This is a genomic window from Micromonospora sp. DT233 (assembly GCF_049841815.1).
Lineage (GTDB): Bacteria > Actinomycetota > Actinomycetes > Mycobacteriales > Micromonosporaceae > Micromonospora.
In genome coordinates this window covers 19,186-39,740 of sequence record NZ_JBNCLB010000022.1, presented here as the reverse complement: position 1 = coordinate 39,740, position 20,555 = coordinate 19,186, and the positions used below count along the sequence as shown (strand labels likewise).

The 20,555-nt window shown below is 69.2% G+C and carries 14 protein-coding genes and 2 pseudogenes; 8 read left to right on the top strand and 8 right to left on the bottom strand.

Going from position 1 to position 20,555, the window contains the following annotated elements; translation table 11 throughout:
- Window positions 1-307: 307 nt before the first annotated feature.
- From ACLQ2V_RS27370 to ACLQ2V_RS27340, 7 genes are all read left to right on the top strand, one after another.
- A complete protein-coding gene (locus ACLQ2V_RS27370) occupies window positions 308-676 on the top strand; it encodes a hypothetical protein (protein ID WP_425721467.1) in 369 nt (122 codons plus the stop codon).
- A gap of 214 nt (window positions 677-890) precedes the next feature.
- Complete coding sequence (locus tag ACLQ2V_RS27365; RefSeq protein ID WP_425721466.1) at window positions 891-1,355, top strand: DUF4262 domain-containing protein; 465 nt, start codon at window positions 891-893, stop codon at window positions 1,353-1,355.
- Window positions 1,356-1,501: 146 nt separating this feature from the next.
- Window positions 1,502-1,930: a hypothetical protein gene (locus ACLQ2V_RS27360; protein WP_425721465.1), complete on the top strand. Its 429-nt coding sequence runs from the start codon at window positions 1,502-1,504 to the stop codon at window positions 1,928-1,930.
- A gap of 216 nt (window positions 1,931-2,146) precedes the next feature.
- Window positions 2,147-2,797 carry a hypothetical protein gene (locus ACLQ2V_RS27355; RefSeq protein WP_425721464.1) on the top strand — a complete coding sequence of 217 codons (651 nt, stop codon included), beginning with the start codon at window positions 2,147-2,149 and terminating at the stop codon, window positions 2,795-2,797.
- Window positions 2,798-3,168: 371 nt separating this feature from the next.
- Window positions 3,169-4,431, top strand: a complete 1,263-nt coding sequence (locus ACLQ2V_RS27350; RefSeq protein ID WP_425721463.1) for an AAA family ATPase — start codon at window positions 3,169-3,171, stop codon at window positions 4,429-4,431.
- A 21-nt stretch (window positions 4,432-4,452) separates the two neighbouring features.
- Complete coding sequence (locus ACLQ2V_RS27345) at window positions 4,453-6,237, top strand: VWA domain-containing protein (protein ID WP_425721462.1); 1,785 nt, start codon at window positions 4,453-4,455, stop codon at window positions 6,235-6,237.
- 352 nt (window positions 6,238-6,589) lie between these two features.
- Window positions 6,590-7,126, top strand: coding sequence for a hypothetical protein (locus ACLQ2V_RS27340; protein ID WP_425721461.1), 537 nt, complete (start codon window positions 6,590-6,592; stop codon window positions 7,124-7,126).
- Between the two features lie 37 nt (window positions 7,127-7,163).
- On the opposite strand, the gene ACLQ2V_RS27335 is transcribed toward ACLQ2V_RS27340, so the two are convergent.
- From ACLQ2V_RS27335 to ACLQ2V_RS27300, 8 genes and pseudogenes are all read right to left on the bottom strand, one after another.
- Window positions 7,164-8,438 carry a hypothetical protein gene (locus ACLQ2V_RS27335; RefSeq protein WP_425721460.1) on the bottom strand — a complete coding sequence of 425 codons (1,275 nt, stop codon included), beginning with the start codon at window positions 8,436-8,438 and terminating at the stop codon, window positions 7,164-7,166.
- 254 nt (window positions 8,439-8,692) lie between these two features.
- Window positions 8,693-9,928, bottom strand: coding sequence for a hypothetical protein (locus ACLQ2V_RS27330; RefSeq protein WP_425721459.1), 1,236 nt, complete (start codon window positions 9,926-9,928; stop codon window positions 8,693-8,695).
- A 167-nt stretch (window positions 9,929-10,095) separates the two neighbouring features.
- Window positions 10,096-12,951, bottom strand: coding sequence for a BTAD domain-containing putative transcriptional regulator (locus ACLQ2V_RS27325; RefSeq protein WP_425721458.1), 2,856 nt, complete (start codon window positions 12,949-12,951; stop codon window positions 10,096-10,098).
- Window positions 12,952-13,211: 260 nt separating this feature from the next.
- Window positions 13,212-15,224, bottom strand: coding sequence for an AfsR/SARP family transcriptional regulator (locus ACLQ2V_RS27320; RefSeq protein WP_425721457.1), 2,013 nt, complete (start codon window positions 15,222-15,224; stop codon window positions 13,212-13,214).
- Between the two features lie 69 nt (window positions 15,225-15,293).
- Window positions 15,294-17,147 carry an Hsp70 family protein gene (locus ACLQ2V_RS27315; RefSeq protein ID WP_425721456.1) on the bottom strand — a complete coding sequence of 618 codons (1,854 nt, stop codon included), beginning with the start codon at window positions 17,145-17,147 and terminating at the stop codon, window positions 15,294-15,296.
- A gap of 324 nt (window positions 17,148-17,471) precedes the next feature.
- A pseudogene (locus tag ACLQ2V_RS27310) lies at window positions 17,472-17,646 on the bottom strand (ISL3 family transposase); the annotation flags it as partial.
- A 92-nt stretch (window positions 17,647-17,738) separates the two neighbouring features.
- A pseudogene (locus ACLQ2V_RS27305) lies at window positions 17,739-18,088 on the bottom strand (helix-turn-helix domain-containing protein); the annotation flags it as partial.
- Window positions 18,089-18,823: 735 nt separating this feature from the next.
- Entirely contained in the window at window positions 18,824-19,924 is a 1,101-nt protein-coding gene (locus ACLQ2V_RS27300; RefSeq protein WP_425721455.1) for a hypothetical protein, read from the bottom strand.
- 196 nt (window positions 19,925-20,120) lie between these two features.
- On the opposite strand from ACLQ2V_RS27300, the gene ACLQ2V_RS27295 reads away from it, so the two are divergent.
- Window positions 20,121-20,552, top strand: coding sequence for a very short patch repair endonuclease (locus ACLQ2V_RS27295; RefSeq protein WP_425721454.1), 432 nt, complete (start codon window positions 20,121-20,123; stop codon window positions 20,550-20,552).
- The last annotated feature ends 3 nt before the right edge of the window (window positions 20,553-20,555 follow it).

Genomic DNA, 20,555 nt, shown 5'->3' with positions numbered 1-20,555 from the left:
CGGCCAAGGGCAGCACGGCCTTATCGCAAGTGCCCGGCTGCTGCCTCATCCGCATAGACATCGTCGGACACCGAAGCCCAGGCCAGTCGCCGGCCCGCACGCGAGGTCCCGGACTCCAGCGGCCTGTGGACAACCTGTGGACAGGCATGGCGGGGTGTGGACGACTTGATCCGATCGCAGAGTCGAGCGTCGATCAGTGCGGTCACCGCCGAACGGACCAGGACGGCGAACAGGGCCCCAGGCCCCGAGCCGACCCCGGCCGCAGGCGGTGACCGCACTGACCCCGACCCTCGAGAGGACCTCCCGGATGCTGCCCACCACCCGCTCCGACGTGCCCGAGGACGTCACCGACGTCCTGCTCTGGCGCATGGCCGCACGCGTCGCCGCCGCACACCAACCCGACCGGCACCACCCGGAGCGGTGCGCCAACCTGCGCTGCGCCCACGAGGCGTACCCCTGTCCGCCGCTGCGCGACGCGCAACGGGCACAGCACGCCGCCATCCGCCCGCGGCGATTCACGCCGGGCCGGGCCCGCGTATCCGCCGTCGCCGCTGCTGCCAAGAAGTTCGTCGGCTGGCTCCGCCCCATCCACACCACACCGGCGACGCCACCGCCACCGGCACCGATGCCGCTGCCCCGCCGGCAGCCCATGGCCGCACTCCGCCTCGCGGTCTGACAGCCCAGCAACCCCACACCCGAACCTGTCAGCGACGGCGTGCTGCTGACCTGTCGCCTCGAAAGGCCACTGGCGGCACCTCGTCAACGCCGACGGCCAGCCCTACAAGGTCTGGTTCCACCGACACATCAAAGGGCCAGAGGGCGCTTCGTTGCTCCTCGGCGACGCCGCGTCCATCCTCGCCCGCTAACCGACCATCCCCAAGGAGCACGACATGCCATCCCTCGACGAGTTCTTCCGGCAACAGCAAAAGCACATCGACGACATCGGCTGGTCGGTGACCGCCGTCCTCCCCGACCACGACGAGGCCCACGCCCCCTTCGCCTACACCATCGGCCTGACAGAGCGCGGTCTTCCCGAGCTGGTCATCGCCGGACTGGACCCCCTCACCGCGCAGACGCTACTCAACGACATGGCCCACCGCGTGTACCAGCGGGCCCAACCCCTCACCGCCGACCACCGGGTCGAGGACCTGCTCCTCGGCTACGACGCGGTGATCATCGAGGGGCAGGCCACCGAGGCGCTGCACCCCGGGGCCGCCTACGCCCGCTACGGCAAGGACCACGTGCGTCTGCAGCAGGTCGTATGGCCGGACAAGCAGGGCCGGTTCCCCTGGGACGACGGCTACGAGTACCCCGCCCACGTCCAGCCGCTACTCACCCGCCCACAGCCGCACTAGCGACGCCAGCGGACGCTTCCACGAACCGCCCTCCGGCCTCGCGAGGACCTACGAGCGCCGCCACCGACACCACGAACCCACCAGCCCCACGCGGCCCCGCCCGTGGGGCTTTGTCATGCCCGACAGACCCCCCAGGAGCGCGTCTCATGCCCAGCCACACATTTAGCAGGGACGACCTCGTCGTCATCGACCCGGCCTTCGCCCGACCAGGCGAGCAGGCTGTCGTCTACCGCGTGCGCGAGGTGCACCGGGTCAACCTCGTCGCCGAACCCGTGACCGGAGGGCGCCCCCTTCGCGCGCCCAAGGACATGTTCCAGCCAGCACCCGACGCCGGCCAGCCGGACCCCGTCCAGGCAGCCCACACCGCCCTGTGGCCGGGCAGCGTCGTCACCGTCGCCGGACCCGGCTGGACCGGGCCCGCCGCGCAACTGCACGTCGTGCTGCGCGTCACCGGCGACAAGGTCTCCCTCGTCGCGCTCGGCGGCAACAACGGCCGCTACTGGCGGGGAGTCCACCGTCGCTTCTGCACCGTCGTCGACCCGAGCCACATCGCCCACATCCCGACCGCCGAGTAACCACAGCCCGCCGGCCGTCATCCCCCTGACCGGTCACGCCACCCACCTCCGGCAACCGAGTCGCGACCGGCAACCGCGGCACCGCCCCGCCGCGACGCCCGCGTCAGACGAGCCCTCTTGATCACCAGGCGAGGCCCAAAGGCCGGCCCGGTCCGTCGCGATCCAGCGGCACCGGGCCGGCCTTCGCGCACGCCGCGACCTGTAATGGAGAAACCCATGCCTCCGTCGCGAAGCCCGCTGGTGCGCGTTGCCGCACAGTTCGGCTACGACCTCGACGAAGCCGCCCTCCTGGCCGATCCGCGCGTCATCACGACCGACACGCGGTCCGCCCGGCTGTGCGCGGTCCTCATCGAACACCTCAGCACCATCATGGACACCGACCTGCGCTTCACCATCAGCCGAGACCCTGACCGCCTCCATGGCGTCGTCGCCGACACCGTCACGGCGATCGAGCACGCCTACCGTGCCATCGCCGCGTTGCTGGCCGCAGCCGTCACCACCGGTGCCGTCCGGCAGCTCGTCCCCGGGGGAACACGCGCCGTCGACTTCTCACCTTGGCGTCCCGCGGTGGTCAGGGTCGCCGGGGCGCACGGCGGACCGTACCCCTGCCAGGTGCGGCCAGAGCACTGGAACGGCTGGGCCGCGCTCCGCTTCACCCGTGACGTGACCGCACGGCTGATGGCCGACCTGCACGAGGAGTGGCGCCGCGACGGCAGGCAGCTCGGCACCATACCTGGACAGCTACTCGCCAGCGGCGACGTGCTCCTCCTGCACGACGAGGGCGTCCGGGAACTCATCACACCGGACGACGACGACATGTTCGCCGTCGGCGCCGGCACCTGGACCTGGCAGGAGTGGCCGGACTAGCCACCCACCGGCCCACACCCATCAGCTTGCCGGCGGCCACCTGCGACAGCGCTCCAGAACACGCCAGGCAGCGCGATAGGGCATCAGCTCCGCCTGCCAAGAGCCGCCATCCCTAGCGCAGCGAGTCCCCACGATCGCGGCGATCGCCGCCAGCGCCCGCCCTCTCGTGGCAGCTCGGCGCGGCACCACCCCACTGCAACCAGGAGGTGGCCGCGCCAAGGGCGTGGCCACCTCCTGCCCATCGACAGGAGGAACACCGCATGCACCCTCACCTCACACCGGAAACCACCAGCCCTGACCGCGACTTGATCGCCGCAGCGGGCGACGGTAGTCCTGTCCCCGCATCAACCGACGGTGTCAGGGGACCGGCGATGACGACACCCACAGCGGGCACGCCCGCCACGACCAGCAGCGCAATCAACGCGGTCAGCGGACTGCCGAGGTTGCGCGCCGGTGAACTGCAAAACCAGGTCCTCGCCGTCCTGGCCCGCGCAGGCGCCGCCATGGACGTCGGCGACATCTCCGCGATCCTGGTCGGTCGGTCCTCCGGTGCCATCGGCCAGGCCTGCGAGCGGCTCGCCGACCGAGGCCACGCCGAGCTCCTGCCCGGCTCGCCCAGGCGCTACCGCATCACCGCCGCCGGCACGTCCGAGCACCACGCGAACCCCACGCCGGTGCCGCCCACACCCCAACCCGCCATCCGGCCCGCGACTGCCACCCGAGCGGCGGCCCCCGCTCCGCATTCAGCGGCATCCGCCAGCGGTTCCACCCGCCCCGCTGCCTCGACGCCGCGACCGGGCACTCCCACACAGCCCGATCCGAAGAAGCCCACGACCGGACCGGTACGGCGCCCGAACGGCCAGCTGTACTACCCGCGGTTGCTGGCCAAGCGCCCGGACGTCGACGTGTTGCGGGACCTGCGCACCGCCGACGTGCCCGTGCTGCTCTACGGGCCGCCCGGCACCGGCAAGACCTCGCTGATCGAGGCCGCCTTCGGCGCAGACCTGCACACCGTGCCCGGCGACGGCGACACCACCGTCGGCGACATCGTCGGGGACTACGTGCCCACCGACAGCGGTGGCTACGAGTTCGTCCCCGGCTCGCTGCCACGGGCAATGGAAGCCGGCGGTGTGCTGTTCATCGACGACGCCACCCTGATCCAGCCGAAGGTCCTCGCCGTGGTCTACCCGGCCATGGACGGTCGCCGGCAGATCATCCTCAAAGCCGCCGCCGGCAGGGTTGTCACCGCCGCGCCCGGCTTCTACGTCGTCGCCGGCCACAACCCGGGCGTCCACGGAGCCGTGCTGACCGAGGCCCTGGCATCCCGCTTCTCCACCCAGGTCAAGGTGTCCTCCGACTACGACCTGGCCGCCGCCCTCGGCGTCGACTCCCGCATGGTCCGCGCCGCCCGCAACCTCGCCACCCAGTACGACAGCGGGGAGATCGGCTGGGCGCCCCAGCTGCGGGAGCTGCTCGCCTTCCGGCGGATTACCACCGTCCTCGGCATCGACACCGCCATGTCCAACCTCATCGGCCTCGCCCCGGTCGAGGACCGCGAGGTCGTACACAAGGCCGTCTGCCAGGCCTTCGGCAGGCCCAAGATCCTGCCCCTCGCCCTCGGCAACCAGATCTGACCCGAGAAAGGAGGCACCACCATGTCGCTGTCGCAACACCTCAACCCGGACCCGGACGCCGCACCCTCCGCCCTACCGGCCGACCACGCGTGGCTGCGCATGTCCGCAGCCCTCAGCGCCCACATCCCCCCGATCGCCGGCCGCGAGGACCTGCTCGTCGTCATCGAACCCGGCGCAGGCGGCGGCGCGCCAGCCTGCTTCATCCGCGAACGCGCCACCATCGAGATCAACGGCGCATACCTCAGCGTCGACCCCCGCACCGTCGACCCGTACGACCCCGACGCGCGGGAGGAATACCCCGTGGCCTGGGGGCTGCTGGTCCACGAGGCCGCGCACTCCCGGCACAGCCGGTGGCAGTTCGGCACCGGCCCCGCCCGGGCGGCCGAGGCGGCCATGCTGCTGGAGGAGTCCCGCATCGAGGCCGCCCAACTACGCCGCAGGCCCGGCGACCGCCGGTGGCTCCGCGCCACCGTCACCACGATCCTGCTCGACGACATCCCCACGACCGATGACCCATGGGCCGCCGCCGCCAGCGCCGCGCTCGTACTCGGCCGCGTCGACGCAGGAGTCATCGACCCCGACGAGGCCGAACAACTCCGCAAGGCGGTCACCCGGATCCTGCGCCCACCCCTGCTCGACCACCTCACCCAGATCTGGTGCGACGCTCACCAGGTGCCCGACGACGACACCGACGCCATGCTCGACCTGGGCCGACGCTGGTGCCGCGCCCTGGGCGTCGACCCGGACGCCACACCACCCGCCCCCGGCCAGGCCGGGGATGGCAGCACGGGGCAGAGCGGCGCAGGCAGCGCTGCGGGTGGGGGTGCGCTGCGCCGCGCGGCGACCGGCGTCGTCGGCGCCGTGGCCAGCCACGACGCCGAAGCCGCTCGGGCCGCCGCGGCTGCCGCCGCCCGTAGCGCACAGCGCGCCCAGCAGCGCAAGGCCGAAGTCGACCAGCAGAAACGCTCCCAGGACGCGGCCGCCACGGTCTTCGGCGGAGGCAGCAGCGGTGGTGGTGGTGGTGGTGGGGCGAGCACCAGCGGCTCACCGCTGGTGCGCAAGCGACCGCCCACGCACCAGACCCGACCGCCGACCGACGACGAACGCGCCGCCGCCCGGCAACTCGCCCGAGCACTGCGACAAGCCGCCTACCGAGAACCGACCCCCACGGTCACCACCTCGGTGACCCCACCCGGGCGACTGGTCACCCGCGCCGCGCTGGCCGCCGACGCCCAACGCGCCGCCGGGCAGATCCCCACCTCCGAACCGTGGCGGCGTACCGAGCGCCGCCGCGCACCCCAGCCGCCCATCCACGTCGGTATCGTCGCCGACGTCTCCCCCTCGGTGAGTGCCTTCGCCAGACCCATCGCCTCGGCCGCCTGGATCACCGCGCAAGCTACCGCCTGGGCTGGCGGCACCAGCGCAACGGTCACCTTCGGCCGATACGTCACCGCGGTGACCCGTCCGGGTCAGCCGCCGGAGAAGGTCCGCCTGTTCGCCAAGGAAGAAGACACACAGGGCTTCCCCTTGGCGGTGGACTCGCTCGACGCTGCCCTCGACCTAGCCGACCCGCGCGGCGGCGCACGGCTGCTCGTCATCGTCAGCGACGGCGAGTTCACCGCCACCGAGATCGCCGAAGGGCGGGCCCGCCTGGACCGGCTCGTCCGCGCCGGCTGCGGAATGCTCTGGCTCGGCCCGCCGGACTCCCGCCCGCTGGGCGGCGCGGCGACCACAGTCCTCGGCAACCCCGCCGACGCCGGACGCCTAATCGCCCGTGCCGCCACCGCAGCCCTGCGCAACACCTGACCGACATCGGTATCGACGCACTGGCCGGCCCTCTGCTCCTGCTTGAACCCCGCAGAGGGCCGGCTGGTGATTGGTGGCGAGGGCAGCGGTGGTTGATCATGGTTTGGCTATGTGAACTGGCCCTGGCGGGGCGGTGGCTGCGGGATGCAGGGGAGACGTCCAACGGCGACGGGCGTCGTTCGAAGGCCGGGTGCTGACGGTCGGACAACGTTTTCGCGGGCCGGGGCTGAGAAGGAGGGGTGCGCGACTTCGTTCTGGGCCTGTTGGCGCGCCCTCATTCCAACTTGGGCGCTGTCGTCGGTTCGGTGGGTCGGCGGCTTGAAGGACGAGCCCCAGCCCTCCATAATTAGCCATGCGCCTGGACGACTTCGCCCCAATAGCGGAATATTACCGCGAAAGTGATTCCGGGTTCGGAGCCTTCCGGCAGCATCCCACAGTACTCAGACTTCGGTGGCCGGACGATGTGCTGGAGCAATGGCTGTACGAGCATTCAGATTACGGCCCGTTCCTCCATGACTACGTCAATGTTGACCTTTCGCGGATAAAATGGAACGTTGAGGTCATCTCCACGACTGAACTCATCGGGATGCCGACTGGCCTTTCCGACGGCGACTGCATCGATGAGTTCGCGAAAAACCCCAGCCACTGGATCAGTGTGCGTCAGCATGGAGTCCACATCGGCGTCTCCCTGTGCTGGGAGGCACATGGCACGTGGAAGCGTTGGCCGATCTTGATAGACCGATCACTCTTGAGTTCCTCAGCCACGGGACTGCAGGTCGTAGAAGGCCGAACCCGGGTCGGCATTCTCAAAGGCCGCTGTCGCGAAGGATCCCTGGTGGCCAAGAGTCACCTAGCGTGGGTCGGTCGGCCCATCGGACGATCCGAGTGATTTGATATTGCCGGAAATTGCATCCCGTCGGCGTCGGTCAGGCAATCGGGATCTCGATCGCGCGGGACCAGGGCACCGGCACCCTGACGTCGGCGGGCAGGTCGGGCATGAGGTTCGGATGCAGAAGACGCAACTGTTCGCGCACGTGGCTCCAAGAGCCGCGCGCCAACCGCTGCACCGGACACCCACAGTTGCTGTGATCGTCGCCTGGGGCGAGCAGGCCACGGACGCAAACGAAGGCATCATCGGGGTGGTCGGCGCGCAGCAGGCGCCACGAGCCTCGTCGCTCCTGCCATGGCGTCGCGGCGAACACCTCCGGGGTCTGCGGCAAATACAGCACATTTCCGTCCTGACGCAGCAGGTAAAGACGGTCGAGTGTGTCCACCTCGTCCGCCACTGGTCCCTTGCTAGAGAGCCAAGCGACCGCGTCGGTGGCCCGGCCGGGTCCCCACAGGTATTCGGCTGGCCAGCGGGTCGTGGCGAACCGGGAGTCGAATCGCCCGACGTCTCGGTCGTCCGGCACCGCCCGAAGCAGAACCCAGAGCCATGATGGGTCTTCATCTGGAGTGAGGCCCTCGGCCCTTCCGATCGCCCGGGTGCCAGTTGTCGGATTCCAGCCGACCGTCATGACCTCACGACGTACAGGCGCGGGGTAGCGCTTGCCGCCAGGAGTGGCGAAGCCCCACAACTGGTTGATGAACTCCGCGAGGTCCCGAAACCCCATGGTCGCGTCGACCGGCGTGTGGATGTGGTGCGGTCGGGAGTGGCTAAGCACATTACGCATCTTGATGATCAGGTCTTCGTGCCGGCGGGCCCGCTGACCGCGCAGAAGGTGCTGGTCGCGCGCCCATCGCAGCAAGTCGGTGAGCATCCCGTTGAAGCGCAATCGTCGGCCGGCACGTACGGGCAGGAACAGGGTTCGGTTGCGGAGACACTCGAAGATGTCTTCGTAGGTCTCGCTGATTAGTGACTGCGGGTTGCCTTCCTCGTCCGTGAAGGGAATCGGTCGGCCGTTATAGAATTCGGCGAACCGTGCGCGCAGGGCCGGTTCGTAGAGGCCGATGGCGTCGTCGGCGACCTCGGTGAACTGTTCGTAGTCGATCACGCCGAGGGCGTGCTTCTGGCGGAGTCGCTCGAAGCTGCTCCGCAGACTCGGCGGTACCGCATCGGTCAGTGCCACCTCGGCGATCAAAGAACGCTGAAACGCGAGGGCGTCGTCACGATCCATCACGCCGCCGAGCCCGAACGGACCGAAGTGCAACGCACGCTCGTCTGCCTGCGCCAAATCAGCGAACATGTTCACTTCGTCCATGCTTCTCCTAGCCTCGCTTGTCCTCCAGGGGCGTTGCGTAGTGAGGCAACTGCAGGTCATGGTGGTGATGAGGTCATGGGGGCGGTGGGTGGCTCTGGCGATGTTGGTCTCGCCGTTGCCGCAGTCAAACTAATCACGGTGTCGGGTTGCACAGCGGCCACAGTATCGAAGGAGTAGCTGCCCGAGTCGCGCAGCGATTCCTCGTGATGATCGCCTCGATCTGACAGAACCGAGCCACCGCCCAGCCTGATCGCCTACGACCACTGAGCCGACTTCGGCCTTGCTCGTCTAGGCCGACGGAAGCCTGAGGGGAGGTTGCGGCGAACGGTGCGCTCCGTCCGTCCGATCCTCTTCGCGATCTCGTCGTATCCCATCTGCGGATCGACGCCGAGCAGGTATGCGACGGCGGCGGCTGTCCCGTCCGGAATCTCCTGCTGCTCCTCGGGATCACCTGGCCCTGGCGCTTCACCAATGGTGTCGTCGCCCGTGCTGTCGAGCCGGGGAACCTCTGGCAGGGCGGTAGCGGTGGGTGCCCGGCCCTCAGGCCGCTGCACGCGCCGAGGCGCAGCGGGGCGCAGCAGCTCGGCGGCGGGTCCCTCTGGCCGCTCGACGGCTGGCTGGTCAGCGGTCCCAGGTTCGTCGTCACGAACGTCAGCGGGCTGTGAGGGTTCGGCGACGGTGGTATCGGCGGTCCTGTCATGGAGGGTGTCTTCGTGAGCTGTGAGGTGCTCCGTCGGGGTGCTGGGGCGTCCGGCCGAGGCACGCCTGCGGCCGAGGCGTCGCTGCTGTCGTCCGGCCCCGGCGGCGATGCGGGTGGGGGTGAGGTCCGCAGCGATGAGGGCGGTGAGGCCGTCGTAGTCGGCGGTGTCGGCCAGGCGAGCGGCGATCTCGTCGAGGTCGTAGACGTGTACGGCGATCGTGGCGGTGGCCGGATCGACCGCTGCTCGGATCTTGCGCCGTAGGACCTTCGAGATCGCCGCGTCGCGCTGTTGCCGGCGCAGCTGCGCGTGCGCGAGGTCGAGTGACCCGTAGAGGCCGAGCCTGGGATCGGCCTTGGCCATCGAACGGGCGCGGCGGGTGACCAGCGGGTGGCGCAGCCAGTGGCCGATGAGTTCGTACGCCGGTGTGGTCGCCGCGAGTGCGCTGATGGCCCTCAGTCGGTCTCGTCGCACGTTCTCGGTGTGCATCAGCCAGACGAGGTATCCCAGCGCGGACATACCGGCGAAGAAGCCGCCGAGCAGGTGGTTGTCGTGGGCCAGCCAGTTGAACGTGACCGCGCCGGCCGCGATGGCGGCCGACAGGATCCGGGAGGCGATCGCGCGCTCGCCCAGTCGGCGTCGTACGTCGGCGTTCGCCATCACCACCACGCCGCCCAACTCGAGGGCTCCGACGGCGGGAATCGCGACGAGGGCGGGGGTGCCGAGCTTCTGCGTCGCACCGGTCACCTGCCCGGTGAGTGCCACGAGGAGTACGACGACGTAGAAGGCCATTCGCATCTGCGTGGCGCGGCGGACTGCCTGCTCCAACCCTGTGTCGAGGTGTCCTTCTGCTCGTGGTGGGCTCTGACGGGGTGACGCGCTGCACGGAGCAGCTTCGTCCGAGGTCGGCGGGGGCCAGAGGGGTCCGTTGGCGCGACCTGGGCCTGCGTAGGCGTTGATCATGCCGCTGCCTTGCCTTTCCCACCGGTCGGCTGGCCGCGCTGCGCCCGGCCGATCAACGCGCCGGCCAGGGCGGTCGTCTCGTCGCTGACCTCGGTGTCGATCTCGTCGAGGGATCGGGCGAGCTGGCGGTGCAGGTCGCGGATCGCGGGGGCGTCGCCGAGCGCAGCGTGCGCCCGCATGGCCGCCTGGTACAGCGCCTCGGCGTGCGGGTGATGGCGGATGGCCGTGGTGAGGACGGCGAGCGCCGCGCCGGGTTGCTCATCTAGGGCGTCAGCCAACGCGAGGGCGGCATCGGAGGCTTGCCGCTGCACGGCCTCCCGGTACGGCTCCACCCACTCGTAGCCCTTGCCGCTGGCGAGAGGGCCCTGGTAGGCGTCGACGGCGCGGCGGAGAGCGGCGACGCGGGCTGCCGGGGTGGTGGCGCGGTTGGCCTCGTCGATGGCGTTGCTCATCCGCCACAGGTCCACGGCCACGGCTTCGCGGTGCAGGATGTACCGGCGACCTGGGTGGGACAGGTAGGTAGCGGGCCCACCGGTGCTTTTGAGGACCCGGCGCAGGTTGTAGACGTACGTGTGCAGGCGGTGCGGGGCTTTGCTGCTCGCGGCCTCCGGCAGGAGGTCTTCCAGGATCGCCTCCTGGCTCGCGGTCCCGCCGCGAGCCGCCAGGTAGACCAACAGTTCCAGGGACTTGCCGCGCAAGGGCTGCGTCGTGTCGACGTCGATGATGCGAGCGTCCCCGAGCACCTGCACGCCGACCCGCCCGGACGCACCGGGGGCGTCGTCGCCGTCTGGTCGTGCGGCCGTCTCATCCCCGGATCCCTCGCCGTCTTCGTGGCCGGGTGGCGCGGTTGCCGCTTGTTCCTCGGCGCGTCCATCCTTCGGTGAGGAGGTCGTGACGGCTGTTGGTTCGCGGCGGGGCCCGGCCGATTCGCGCACAAGGGTGGCCTTTTCGTCGTTGAGCACCAGCCCGCTGCTGTCGGCCAGCCCTGCTTGGTCGTGGGGGCGCGGCATAGGTGCGGGTTCGACGGGCGCCGAGGGTTGAGGGTCGCCGGTATGGGACTCGGCCAAGACCCGAAGCAGGTCGGCAGCCTCGACCGGGTCGATGACGGTCAGACGACCGACATCGGCGGGATGCCGGCCCTGACGGGCGACATCGCCGTCAGCGGGAGTCGTCGTTCCGTCTCCGGCGACGTCGACGGTGTCACCGTCGGGCCAGGCGCCGACCAGAACGCCGTGGATATCGAGGCGCCTGCCTTGAGTGAGTAGCGCGGCGATGCGGGCGCGCTCACCGGCGGCGGTGGTGTCGGCGATGAGCATCATCGGTGGCAGGAACTCGGCCATCGGATCGGCGTCACGCAGGCCGACGAGGGTGTCGACCTCGTAGTCGGCGCACACCCGGCTGCGGTGCAGGGCCTGCTCCTCCAACACGGTGACGGCGTCGGCGATCCCGTCGGTGATGGTCAGTCGGGGGGTGTCCGGCACGGCGGCTGCGGCATCCCCGAGCAGGTTGACGAGAGTGCCGGCGGGGATGACGACCCAGCTGCGCCTATCCGGCTGGTCCAAGCCGCCGGCGGCGAGGGCAGACACCAGAAAGCCTCGGGCCGCCGCCTCGGCGCCTGGTCCGGTCAACCCCAGTCCGGCGGAAGGCCACACCTCGATCACCGGGCTGGCCAGCGCGGGAGTGAACGGCTCCGGTACGTCCGCAGAGACGATGTCGGGCGCGTCATCTGGTGCGGCCGTGGCACGGTCGGCGGCACTGCGATGATTCCTGCGCGTACGAGGCGGCACGGGTTCATCAGGGTCGGAGAGACCGGTAGCGGGACGGCGCAGGCCTCGTCGGATATGACCCACCAGGCGGGGCATCGGGGCCAGCGTCGAGTCGTCGACGCGAGGCCGGGCCGACGGTGTACGCGGCACGTAGCGGCGGTGCCGGTGGGCCCAGACCAAGGCGACCGCTGCGGCGATCGCGCAGGCCAGGCCGAGTGCGACCCAGCTACCGCCGGGCAGCCGTATCCCACGCGAGGCCAGCTCGTCTGGACGGTCAGGGCCGGTCGTGCCCCCGCGTGCGGTCTCTCCCGCCGACGTGTCCGGCACGGCGGTGGTGGAGGGAGGAACGACGCGGGAGGAGGGATGCGCGGTAGCAGGATCCGGGCTGCTCGTCGGCGTCGGGCTCTTCGGCGCCGCGCGCTTCCCCTGCTCATCGTCGTCGGAGGGTGCGGTGTCGGTTGGCGGGCGCGGCTTGGCAGGCGGGGTGGCGGCGTCGGTGGGCAGGTCGAGGACCCAGCCGGGGAAGATGAGGTTCGGGTCGCGCAACGTGCCGCCGCGAGGGAAGTCGGTGCCCCGGTTCAGGGCGTAGATCTCGGGCCATCGGTCGGCGTCGCCGACGGTCCGCGCGGCAATACGGGACAAGCTGTCACCGCGACGCACGGTGTACGTGGGCGGCGCCTGCGCGATGGGTCCCGCCTCGGGGCCTACGCGGTCGGTGGTCACGGCGGTGGGGGTGGCGGTGACCGGTTCAGCGGCGAGCAGGTCGCCGCTGCTGCTGGCGGCGGGGACAGCCTGCGCGGCCCCGGTAGCCGCAGTGACGGCCGTCGCGCCGAGCAGCGCCGCGGTGAGGCTTTGAAGCGGGCCGGGAAGGCGAAGGGTGGCCGTCCAGCGAGCCCGACGCGCCAGCGCGGTGTAGACGTGGGTGAGGACGGCAGTGGCAAGCAGCAACCACAATCCCACCGTCGCAGCGCCGACGAGGGCGGCGACGAAGCCGACGCCTACCGGCTGGGAGAGCCACTCGCGGGCGACGTCCGGCGTGGGCAGGGCAAGGTTCCACCTGCCGGTCGCGGCGAGGACGACGGGCACAGTGGCCGTGGACAGGACACTCGTGGCGAGTGCGAAAGTGCGTGCCGCTCGGGACGTCATAGGGCCTCCACTCATTCGCCTGCCCGCACCAGTGGGCGGCGGGCGGCGGTACCGCCGAGGGCAGGGATGGACGAGTGCCACGACGCTATGACCGTCGATGCATTAGTGGGACGAGATGCCTCCTCACAGCACCTCACACGGCCTTACACGACCTCACAGCCGCAGGTCAGCGCGGTAGGTGGTCGAGCCAACGTGTGTGGTTACGCCGACGTGCGGCGGTGACTGCGGGGTTCGAGACCGGCTTGGGCGAGGCGTCGGATATGCGCTTCGCGTAGTTCGTCGGCGGCAGTGTGCTCACCGACGGACGCGAGCGCGTCTACTGCGCGGCCATGGAGGTCTTCGTTGAAGGGGTCGACGCGGATCGCGGCTTGCAGCAGGGACACCACCCTGGCGGGGTCAGGGGTAGCGGTCGCGAGGGCGGCGTAGGCGTCGATGACCTGCCGGCGGATCGTTTCCCGTGGCACGTCGAGCCACTGCCAGGTGTGCCCGGCGGCGAGCTCACCGGTGTACAGGTCGATCACGTCCTGCCAAGCGGTGGTCTGGTCCGTGATGGCAGTCGCCGCATGCGCGACCGCGTCGTACAGGTGCCACAGGTCGACATCGACATGGCCGGAGTGGAGCCGATAGCGGTCGTCGGCGTGGGTGATCAGCGCCAGCCCGCCGGCAGAGCGCACGGTCGTACGGAGGCTACTGAAGGTGGTGTACAGCCGGCCGGTCACGGTGTGCGCGGGAAGCCCCGGCCACAGGGCTTCAACCAGGTCCCGGCTGCTGGCCCCCTCGGGGCGGACGGCGAGGAAGACCAAGGCCTGCAGCGCGGCATTGCGGCGGATGGTGATCGGTCTTCCGTCCACGCTCAGCGCTGGCTTACCAAGAACGCGCAGGCGACAAGCCGCCGAACCGTGGCCGATCTCGATCGGTGCAGAGGGCCTGGCTGGTCGGGGCGCCCGTGGTTGTACTGGCGTGCTTCGCCGAGTTGTGGGGGCAGCGGGACAGGCGTGAATGACCACCGCTAGCAGATCCGCAGCGGCGACTGAATCAAGCACGCACAACCGTGCGCGGGTTGCCTTCGACCCGCGCTGGTCGCGGGTGTGTCCTGTCTCATCGACGTGCCACGTCGAGCCGGGCGGCCAGGAACCAAGAACGGTGGTGGCACCGCCTGCGCCGGCGACCCGTATGGCAATGTCCTGGCCGCTTGGCGTCTCGGTGATCAGCACCGTCGGCAGTTGGCTGAGGGCGAGGGCTTCGGCGGTCACGGCCGCTTCCTCGACGGTCTCGGCGACGGCCAAACCCGCCGCCTCAAGACCGGTGGCCGTGACGGTGTAGGGCAGCAGCGTCCGAAGGGCGGTGCCGGTAGCCACCACTCGGACGCTATCCGGATTCACGGTGGCGGTCAGTAGGGCGGAGACGAGGAGCCCTCTGGCCGCGTCAGGTGCGCCTGGCCCTGCGAGGCCGACTCCCTCCGCCGGCAGACCCGCCAGCGGGGGCGGTAGGACCGGAGCGCCGCTGGTAACGGCATCGGGGGCGCTGGGTGGTGCTGTCCCGTCAGCCCGGTCGGACTCATCGGCCAGGGAGGCTCGCACCGCCGCCGCCGTGGCCGGCAACGCCGCCAAGTCCGCATCCTCGCGGCTGGCACCCGGGGATTGGGGTTGGTAGTGGCGACGACGGCGGAGCCAGACCAGCGCCGACACGGCGACGACCTGTTCGGCGGTCGTACGGGGCAGCCAGCCTCCTTCCACCGTCACCCCGTTGACGGCCTGGTCGCCGACGACACGGGCCAAGCCCGACCCATTCGTGCTGGCTGCGGATTGATGGTCGAGTGCTCCGGTGGTCGGGACCAAGCTCTGCTCCAGCACTGGGGTGGCGATCGAGTTGGTGGTCACGCCGAACACGGCGGCACCGGCCATGCCAGTGGCGGTGGCCTGCAAGGGAGTGGGCAGGGGCATGCGCCGCAGCCACCGCCCGCCCGCCCGTAGCTGAACAAGGACCCTGGTGGCGACGGTGTAGGCGACGAGCAGCCACACCATCCACGCGAGCAGCGTCAGCGCGCCCACGATGCTCTGTGTCGTCAACGGATCTTTGATCCACGACCGGAACTCGTCCGCGTCTGGCCAGCCGTTCACCGGCCACCCGATGACCTTGACGAGGATGACCGGCGGAACCGCCAGCAACAGCGCGAGGAACAGCAGATACCCGGTCGTACGCGCCCACCTCACCGCACCCACCCCGCAGCGGTACGCGAACCGGCATGTTGCCCTGTGCGTAGGAGCCTGCGGAGGCGGCTGTCAGCGCCCATGAGGTGCAGGCCCGTTGGCGCGAAGAACGCGGTTCCAGAGTCTGCCGATCCACCAGGCGGCCACGGCGATGGCGTAGGCGACACCCAGAATGCCGATGGCACGCCAATTCACGATCACCGCGCAGATGATCGCGACCGGTGCGCCCAAGATGAGACGCAGCACCATCGGGGAGACCACCGTGGTGACGATGCCGACGCCGATGAGGAAACCACCGATACGACCGGCGAGGTCGATCCACAACACCAGGTCCGGTGGGCGTTCGGCGGTGACGAAGTAAGCCATCAAGGCCATGCCCGCAGCGGCGGTGATCAGGGGACTGAGAGGGAAGGCGAGAAAGTCGGACCAGCCGCCGCGGGGTGTGCGCCACTGGCGCGCGGCGACCAACGCCATGACCGCAGCGACGATGACGGTAGGCGCGATGGGCAGCAGCGCCCACCGCAGGAACGGGCCCACCTCGAGGCGGTAGTACAGACTGGCGACGACCGCGTACATGCCGGCGATCGCCATTCCGAGAGACACCGCAGCGAGGATGCCGGTGCCGACCTGCGAGGCGGGAGTGCGCGGGCCGGCTGTGGGATCGTGGGCGGCCAGCAGCGACCCGAGGATCGTGCCGGCACTGAGGCTGGCGAGGACCGCGAACACCGCAGCCATCGTCAGCTCACCCCAGTTCAGCATCGCCCAGGCGGTCAGTTCGCTACCGTGCCAGATAGCGGAGAGCAGGAACTGCGCGATCATGGCCAGCGAGGCGAAGCCCGGCACCGCGATGGCCACTGCCCGCCGCACCGGCGGAACCGGCGGCCCCTCCTCAACACCGTCGACGGCAGAGCCCGGCGCGTGCCCTCCGACGTCGGCAGCGCCGCGCGCCGCAGCGAGTGCAGGATCAGGAAGCAAGGCCGACTGCCGTGACGTCTGCTCCACGACGTATGTGTGCGCCAAGGGAAGCTGGGCGCTGCCCCCTACCAGGTAGATACCGGAGAGATCATTGAGAGTGACCTCCGCCGCGGCAACGGCTTCCATGATCAGCTGGGCCGCTCGTCGCAGCGCCGGCTCAGCCGCCTGCTCCAGCATCGAGGCGTTGAGCACGACTGCGCCAGCGGGCAGAGGAACGGTGACAGCGGCGTGGCTGGCGAGGGATTCCTTCGCCACCCGGACGCTCGCAACCACCGCCCAACGCTGGCCGCCGTCACCGGCCTCACTTGGGAGTAGCCGCGTCAGGGCGCTGTCGATGGTGGTGCCGCCAGCGGCCGGATCGGCGAGGGTCGCGAGGACCTCGAACCCTCCCGGACCGCGGCGCATGACAGTCGTTTCACACTCGCCGCCGATGTCACAAACCGCGATGAGCGCGCCCACCGGCAGTTGCGTGCCGGTGGTGAGCAGGTGCTCGGCGACCGCGATGGGCGCTTCCACCAGCCGAGGCTGAGGTAGACCAGCCCGGTGCGCGACCTGCCTCATCCAGGTACGCCGCCGTGGCCCCCAACCAGCAGGCACCACCAACCGCACATCCTGGACCGGACCACCAGCAATCCGCTCCGCCTCACCTGCCACCCGACGCAGCGTGGCCGCCACCAGGTCCGCCACGCTGACCTCGACGCCAGCAACAGTCAACTGCTGCTCGGACGGCTGTCTCGGCGCGGGCACGAACCTATCCGGGTGTTCCACCGCGCCCTGCCAGGCCCGCTGACCTGTTACTACTGTGCCGTCGGGGGCGAGGAACACCGAGCTGGGCAGCTGCGGCTCACCGTCGAACCTCAACGGGGTCCATCTACCGTCCGGCCAGGCCAGCACCGCTACGGTGCTGACGCTGCCGCAATCGATCGATAGCCGCGCCTCCCCCGATTGCATACACATGAGTAAACATGACGATCACATTCACGTCACGCGCCAAAATGACCTCGACCACGGTCAGCAGCTACGCATCCTCAGCGCGAGTCGTAGCTTGATGCACCCTCACGGCTGTCAGGAGCCGCTCCGAGCAAGCACATCACCCGGTATCCGGCGTCGGCGAGGTCCATTACGAGGTTTCGGGCGGCCCCGGCTACCCAGGCGGTGGTCGGGCACGCGGTGGAGCCCAGGATCCGAACCCCGAGGGTGTCCTGTTCGATGACCACCAGTGTCAACGTCGACCCTGGCTCTGGCACACATTCTGTTAGTGATCTTGGGGGTGGCTCAGGGCAGGGCGAGGACGCGTTTGCGGAGGAGGTCGTCGAGGGTCGCGCGGCCGTACATCTGTCGTTTGATCGTCTTTGATGCGGTTGACATGGCCTTCGATCGGGCCTGAGCTCCAGGGCTGGGTGAGGCCGGCGAGGACGGCGTCGCAGTCGCTGGCCAGGCCGGCGGCGAAGCCGCGCAGTTCGGGGTAGCCGGCGTGGCGGGCGCGGTCGATTCAGGCTTCGAGGTGCCCAACGCACCCACACCTGGAAGGAGTCCCGCGACCCGGATACTCCAATGGGTGAAGGGGCGACCCAGACTCTTCGGTCGGGTCGTGGCCGTCGCGACGATGAACAGCTGGTCATCGTCGGTTATCAGGCGGAAACGGCCTCCCGCCCACTGAAGGTCCAACGCGCGTAGTCCGATCTCGTTGAACCGGTGGATCACGTCCCGGACGGTGTCCTCGTGCGTGGCGACCAAGCGGGCGATCGCCGGCACCGGGGTACCCGACGCCGACGCCATGATGATCAAGCTCGGCGGACCCGGATCGACTCGTGCTTGCCACGCCGCACGATCTGCTGCAGCCGGCGGCCTTCCTCATCGCTCAACCGCCGCGCCCTCACCGGCTCGGCCATCCCGAATTCTCACTCTCGACAGCGATCACGATCGCCATCGAGCCTGAGACCCACCTGATCCCACGCGGTGCACCCTACCCGGCGTGTCACCAACCCGGTGAAAGTTCTTGGTCAGCGCAGTAGATGTCCCTCAGGGCGGGGATGATCTTCTGCCGGTCCCTCCGGTTGGTGTAGCGCAGACTGGCCCGGACGGATGTTGGCCCGCCGACCGGTCGTCTCGCCGACACCGGCCTCGTCGAGGCGGGCGTCCAGTTCGGCGTCGAGGGCCGATTCGAGGATGGTGCGGGTGATCCCGGCGAGGAGCCCACCCCGGCCCGACCAACGACACCCCGCCGGCCTTGGCCCGCTCGACCAGCTGCTGCCCAAACTCCATTTCAGCCGCCGTCGGTTCAGGAAGCTGAACCGCCTTCTTCTTGTCTGCCATGAAGTGGTCCTTCCCAGACAGGAGCAACGTCCTGTCCAACGGACCACCCCCAGGCCAAACACGGAAACTAAGCAGTCCCGAATGCCCCGACCGACGATTGAGGCCGTGTGGGTATCACCTGAAACGCAGCATCGGCAATCTCGGTGTGACTGGCGTCGATCACCTTCCAGTGATCACCAAGAGCCGGCTCAAGAGCGTCCAGGACCGCATCGACCTATTCGACGGCTTCCTCGCTTACGGCAGACTGACCCTCGAACCCGAAACAACCTAACCGTTCAAGATGTGTGGCAACCCACCGACAGTTGACAAATCTATCGACCGGCTATCTCCGTAAGCCAATCTCTCAGCCCGGCGAGACGTCCTGACTCGATGTGCCCTAGCGCCCGGCCGATGCCCTTACCACGTGGAGGAACAGGGGCTCCATATGCAGCGTGCGGTCCAGCCGGGTTAACGTGAACGACGGCGGTGAACAGCGGGCTGTTCTGGCGGCGAACCTCGCAGGCCGCGGCAAGCCGAGCGGGGTCGAACTCGTTGGTGATGAGAACGTACTCGAAGTCTTCGCCAGCTTCCTCGAGCTCGGCGTAGTCCCGGAAGTCGCTGACGAACTGCTCTTCCCGGTCGCTTCTCACGCTCCACTTGCAGGAAACGAGTGTCCGCTTGCCGGTGGCTTTGTGGACGAGCGTAAGGTCCACCTGCCGGGGCTTGCTGTTGGCCCTAGGCTGCCGGAACCCGGGAACCTGGTGTAGCAGCGGCCGGACACGGATGATGTGGGTCTCGGCGATGGCCGGTATGCGGCCCAGGAGGGCGCTCACGGTGTCTTCGAAGCCTTCGCCTACCAAGTTCTTTCGCTTGTTCTCAAGGCCAATGTGAGCGTAGATCCTCTCCGCCAGCGCCCTGAGAGTGGCCGGCGACGGTCGCTGCGTGAGGAACGGATCAAGCACCTCGGCGATGATCGACTCCAGCTCAGGGTCCTCGCCCGGTTCGGGCAAGCCCATGCCCTCGTAGGGCTGACGCTGGCCGGACACGGTGTCCAGCAAGCGTGCGCGATTCCGGGCGGCGACAAGGGCAAGATCAGCGGTGGCATACCGGAAGAGGTAGTCGATGTGCCTGTCCATCTCACCTGGCGCGACTCCCAGAGCTTCTGCCGACCAGACGTGGAAGGCGAGGCTTCGCGCGTACCAGGGACGGCCGGGCTGGCACTTGTCGCTTTCGTAGCAGTGGGCGAGCCCAGTGGTGCGGTCGATCCAGAGCAGCAGGCGGTAGACATGTCGCCAGGCGTTCTCTGGGCTCACGGCCTCGGCGGTGAGGAAATACCGGTTCAACAGCCGGGCGCGGTTCTCCTCGCCGAAGGCGCGCGTACTAGCCTCACTTGTCGAGCCCTCGGGTGCATCACTCAACCCTGGTATGGCCACCTGGTCTCCAACCACTAGCCGAGAGTACTAGGCATGGCCATGCCTCGGTGTACCGCAGGTGGGCCGAGCCGTCCCAGCAGCTGTGAGCAGGCAACGCAAGTTGTGCCATAGTTGCTGCATCATCAAACTGCGGGGCAGGGCCTTGCCGCCCGCCCCTCGAGTTGAATGCAACATTTCCGACAGGACGTACGGAACTATGCCTGACCACCTGTCGAAGCCGGGGCGCTCGCGTGTGATGGCAGCGATCCGGTCCAAGAACACCAAGCCGGAGCTGATGCTCCGGCAGGCGTTGAGGACCATAGGCCTGACTGGCTACCGCATCCACCTCGCATCGCTGCCAGGGAAACCAGACATCGCTTATACGCGCTGGCGCCTGGCGGTATTTGTCGACGGCGTCTTCTGGCACGGCCATCCGGATCACTTCAACCCAGACCTGGCCAGTCCGTACTGGCGAGAGAAGATCGCGCGGAATCAGGAGAGGGATAGAAGGAACTATGCATCCCTGGTAGCCCTTGACTGGACCGTGCTGAGGATCTGGGACATGCAGCTCAAGGATGACCTTGATGGCGCCACGCGGACTGTGGCTGATGCACTTCGGGCGCTGGGACGGCCTGACCCGCCACGATGATGG

Bases quoted from the DNA above. Each gene is read 5' to 3' on its own strand.
- ACLQ2V_RS27370 (WP_425721467.1), top strand. From the start codon at position 308: ATGCTGCCCACCACCCGCTCCGACGTGCCCGAGGACGTCACCGACGTC.
- ACLQ2V_RS27365 (WP_425721466.1), top strand. From the start codon at position 891: ATGCCATCCCTCGACGAGTTCTTCCGGCAACAGCAAAAGCACATCGAC.
- ACLQ2V_RS27360 (WP_425721465.1), top strand. From the start codon at position 1,502: ATGCCCAGCCACACATTTAGCAGGGACGACCTCGTCGTCATCGACCCG.
- ACLQ2V_RS27355 (WP_425721464.1), top strand. From the start codon at position 2,147: ATGCCTCCGTCGCGAAGCCCGCTGGTGCGCGTTGCCGCACAGTTCGGC.
- ACLQ2V_RS27350 (WP_425721463.1), top strand. From the start codon at position 3,169: ATGACGACACCCACAGCGGGCACGCCCGCCACGACCAGCAGCGCAATC.
- ACLQ2V_RS27345 (WP_425721462.1), top strand. From the start codon at position 4,453: ATGTCGCTGTCGCAACACCTCAACCCGGACCCGGACGCCGCACCCTCC.
- ACLQ2V_RS27340 (WP_425721461.1), top strand. From the start codon at position 6,590: ATGCGCCTGGACGACTTCGCCCCAATAGCGGAATATTACCGCGAAAGT.
- ACLQ2V_RS27335 (WP_425721460.1), bottom strand. From the start codon at position 8,438: ATGGACGAAGTGAACATGTTCGCTGATTTGGCGCAGGCAGACGAGCGT.
- ACLQ2V_RS27330 (WP_425721459.1), bottom strand. From the start codon at position 9,928: ATGGCCTTCTACGTCGTCGTACTCCTCGTGGCACTCACCGGGCAGGTG.
- ACLQ2V_RS27315 (WP_425721456.1), bottom strand. From the start codon at position 17,147: ATGCAATCGGGGGAGGCGCGGCTATCGATCGATTGCGGCAGCGTCAGC.
- ACLQ2V_RS27295 (WP_425721454.1), top strand. From the start codon at position 20,121: ATGCCTGACCACCTGTCGAAGCCGGGGCGCTCGCGTGTGATGGCAGCG.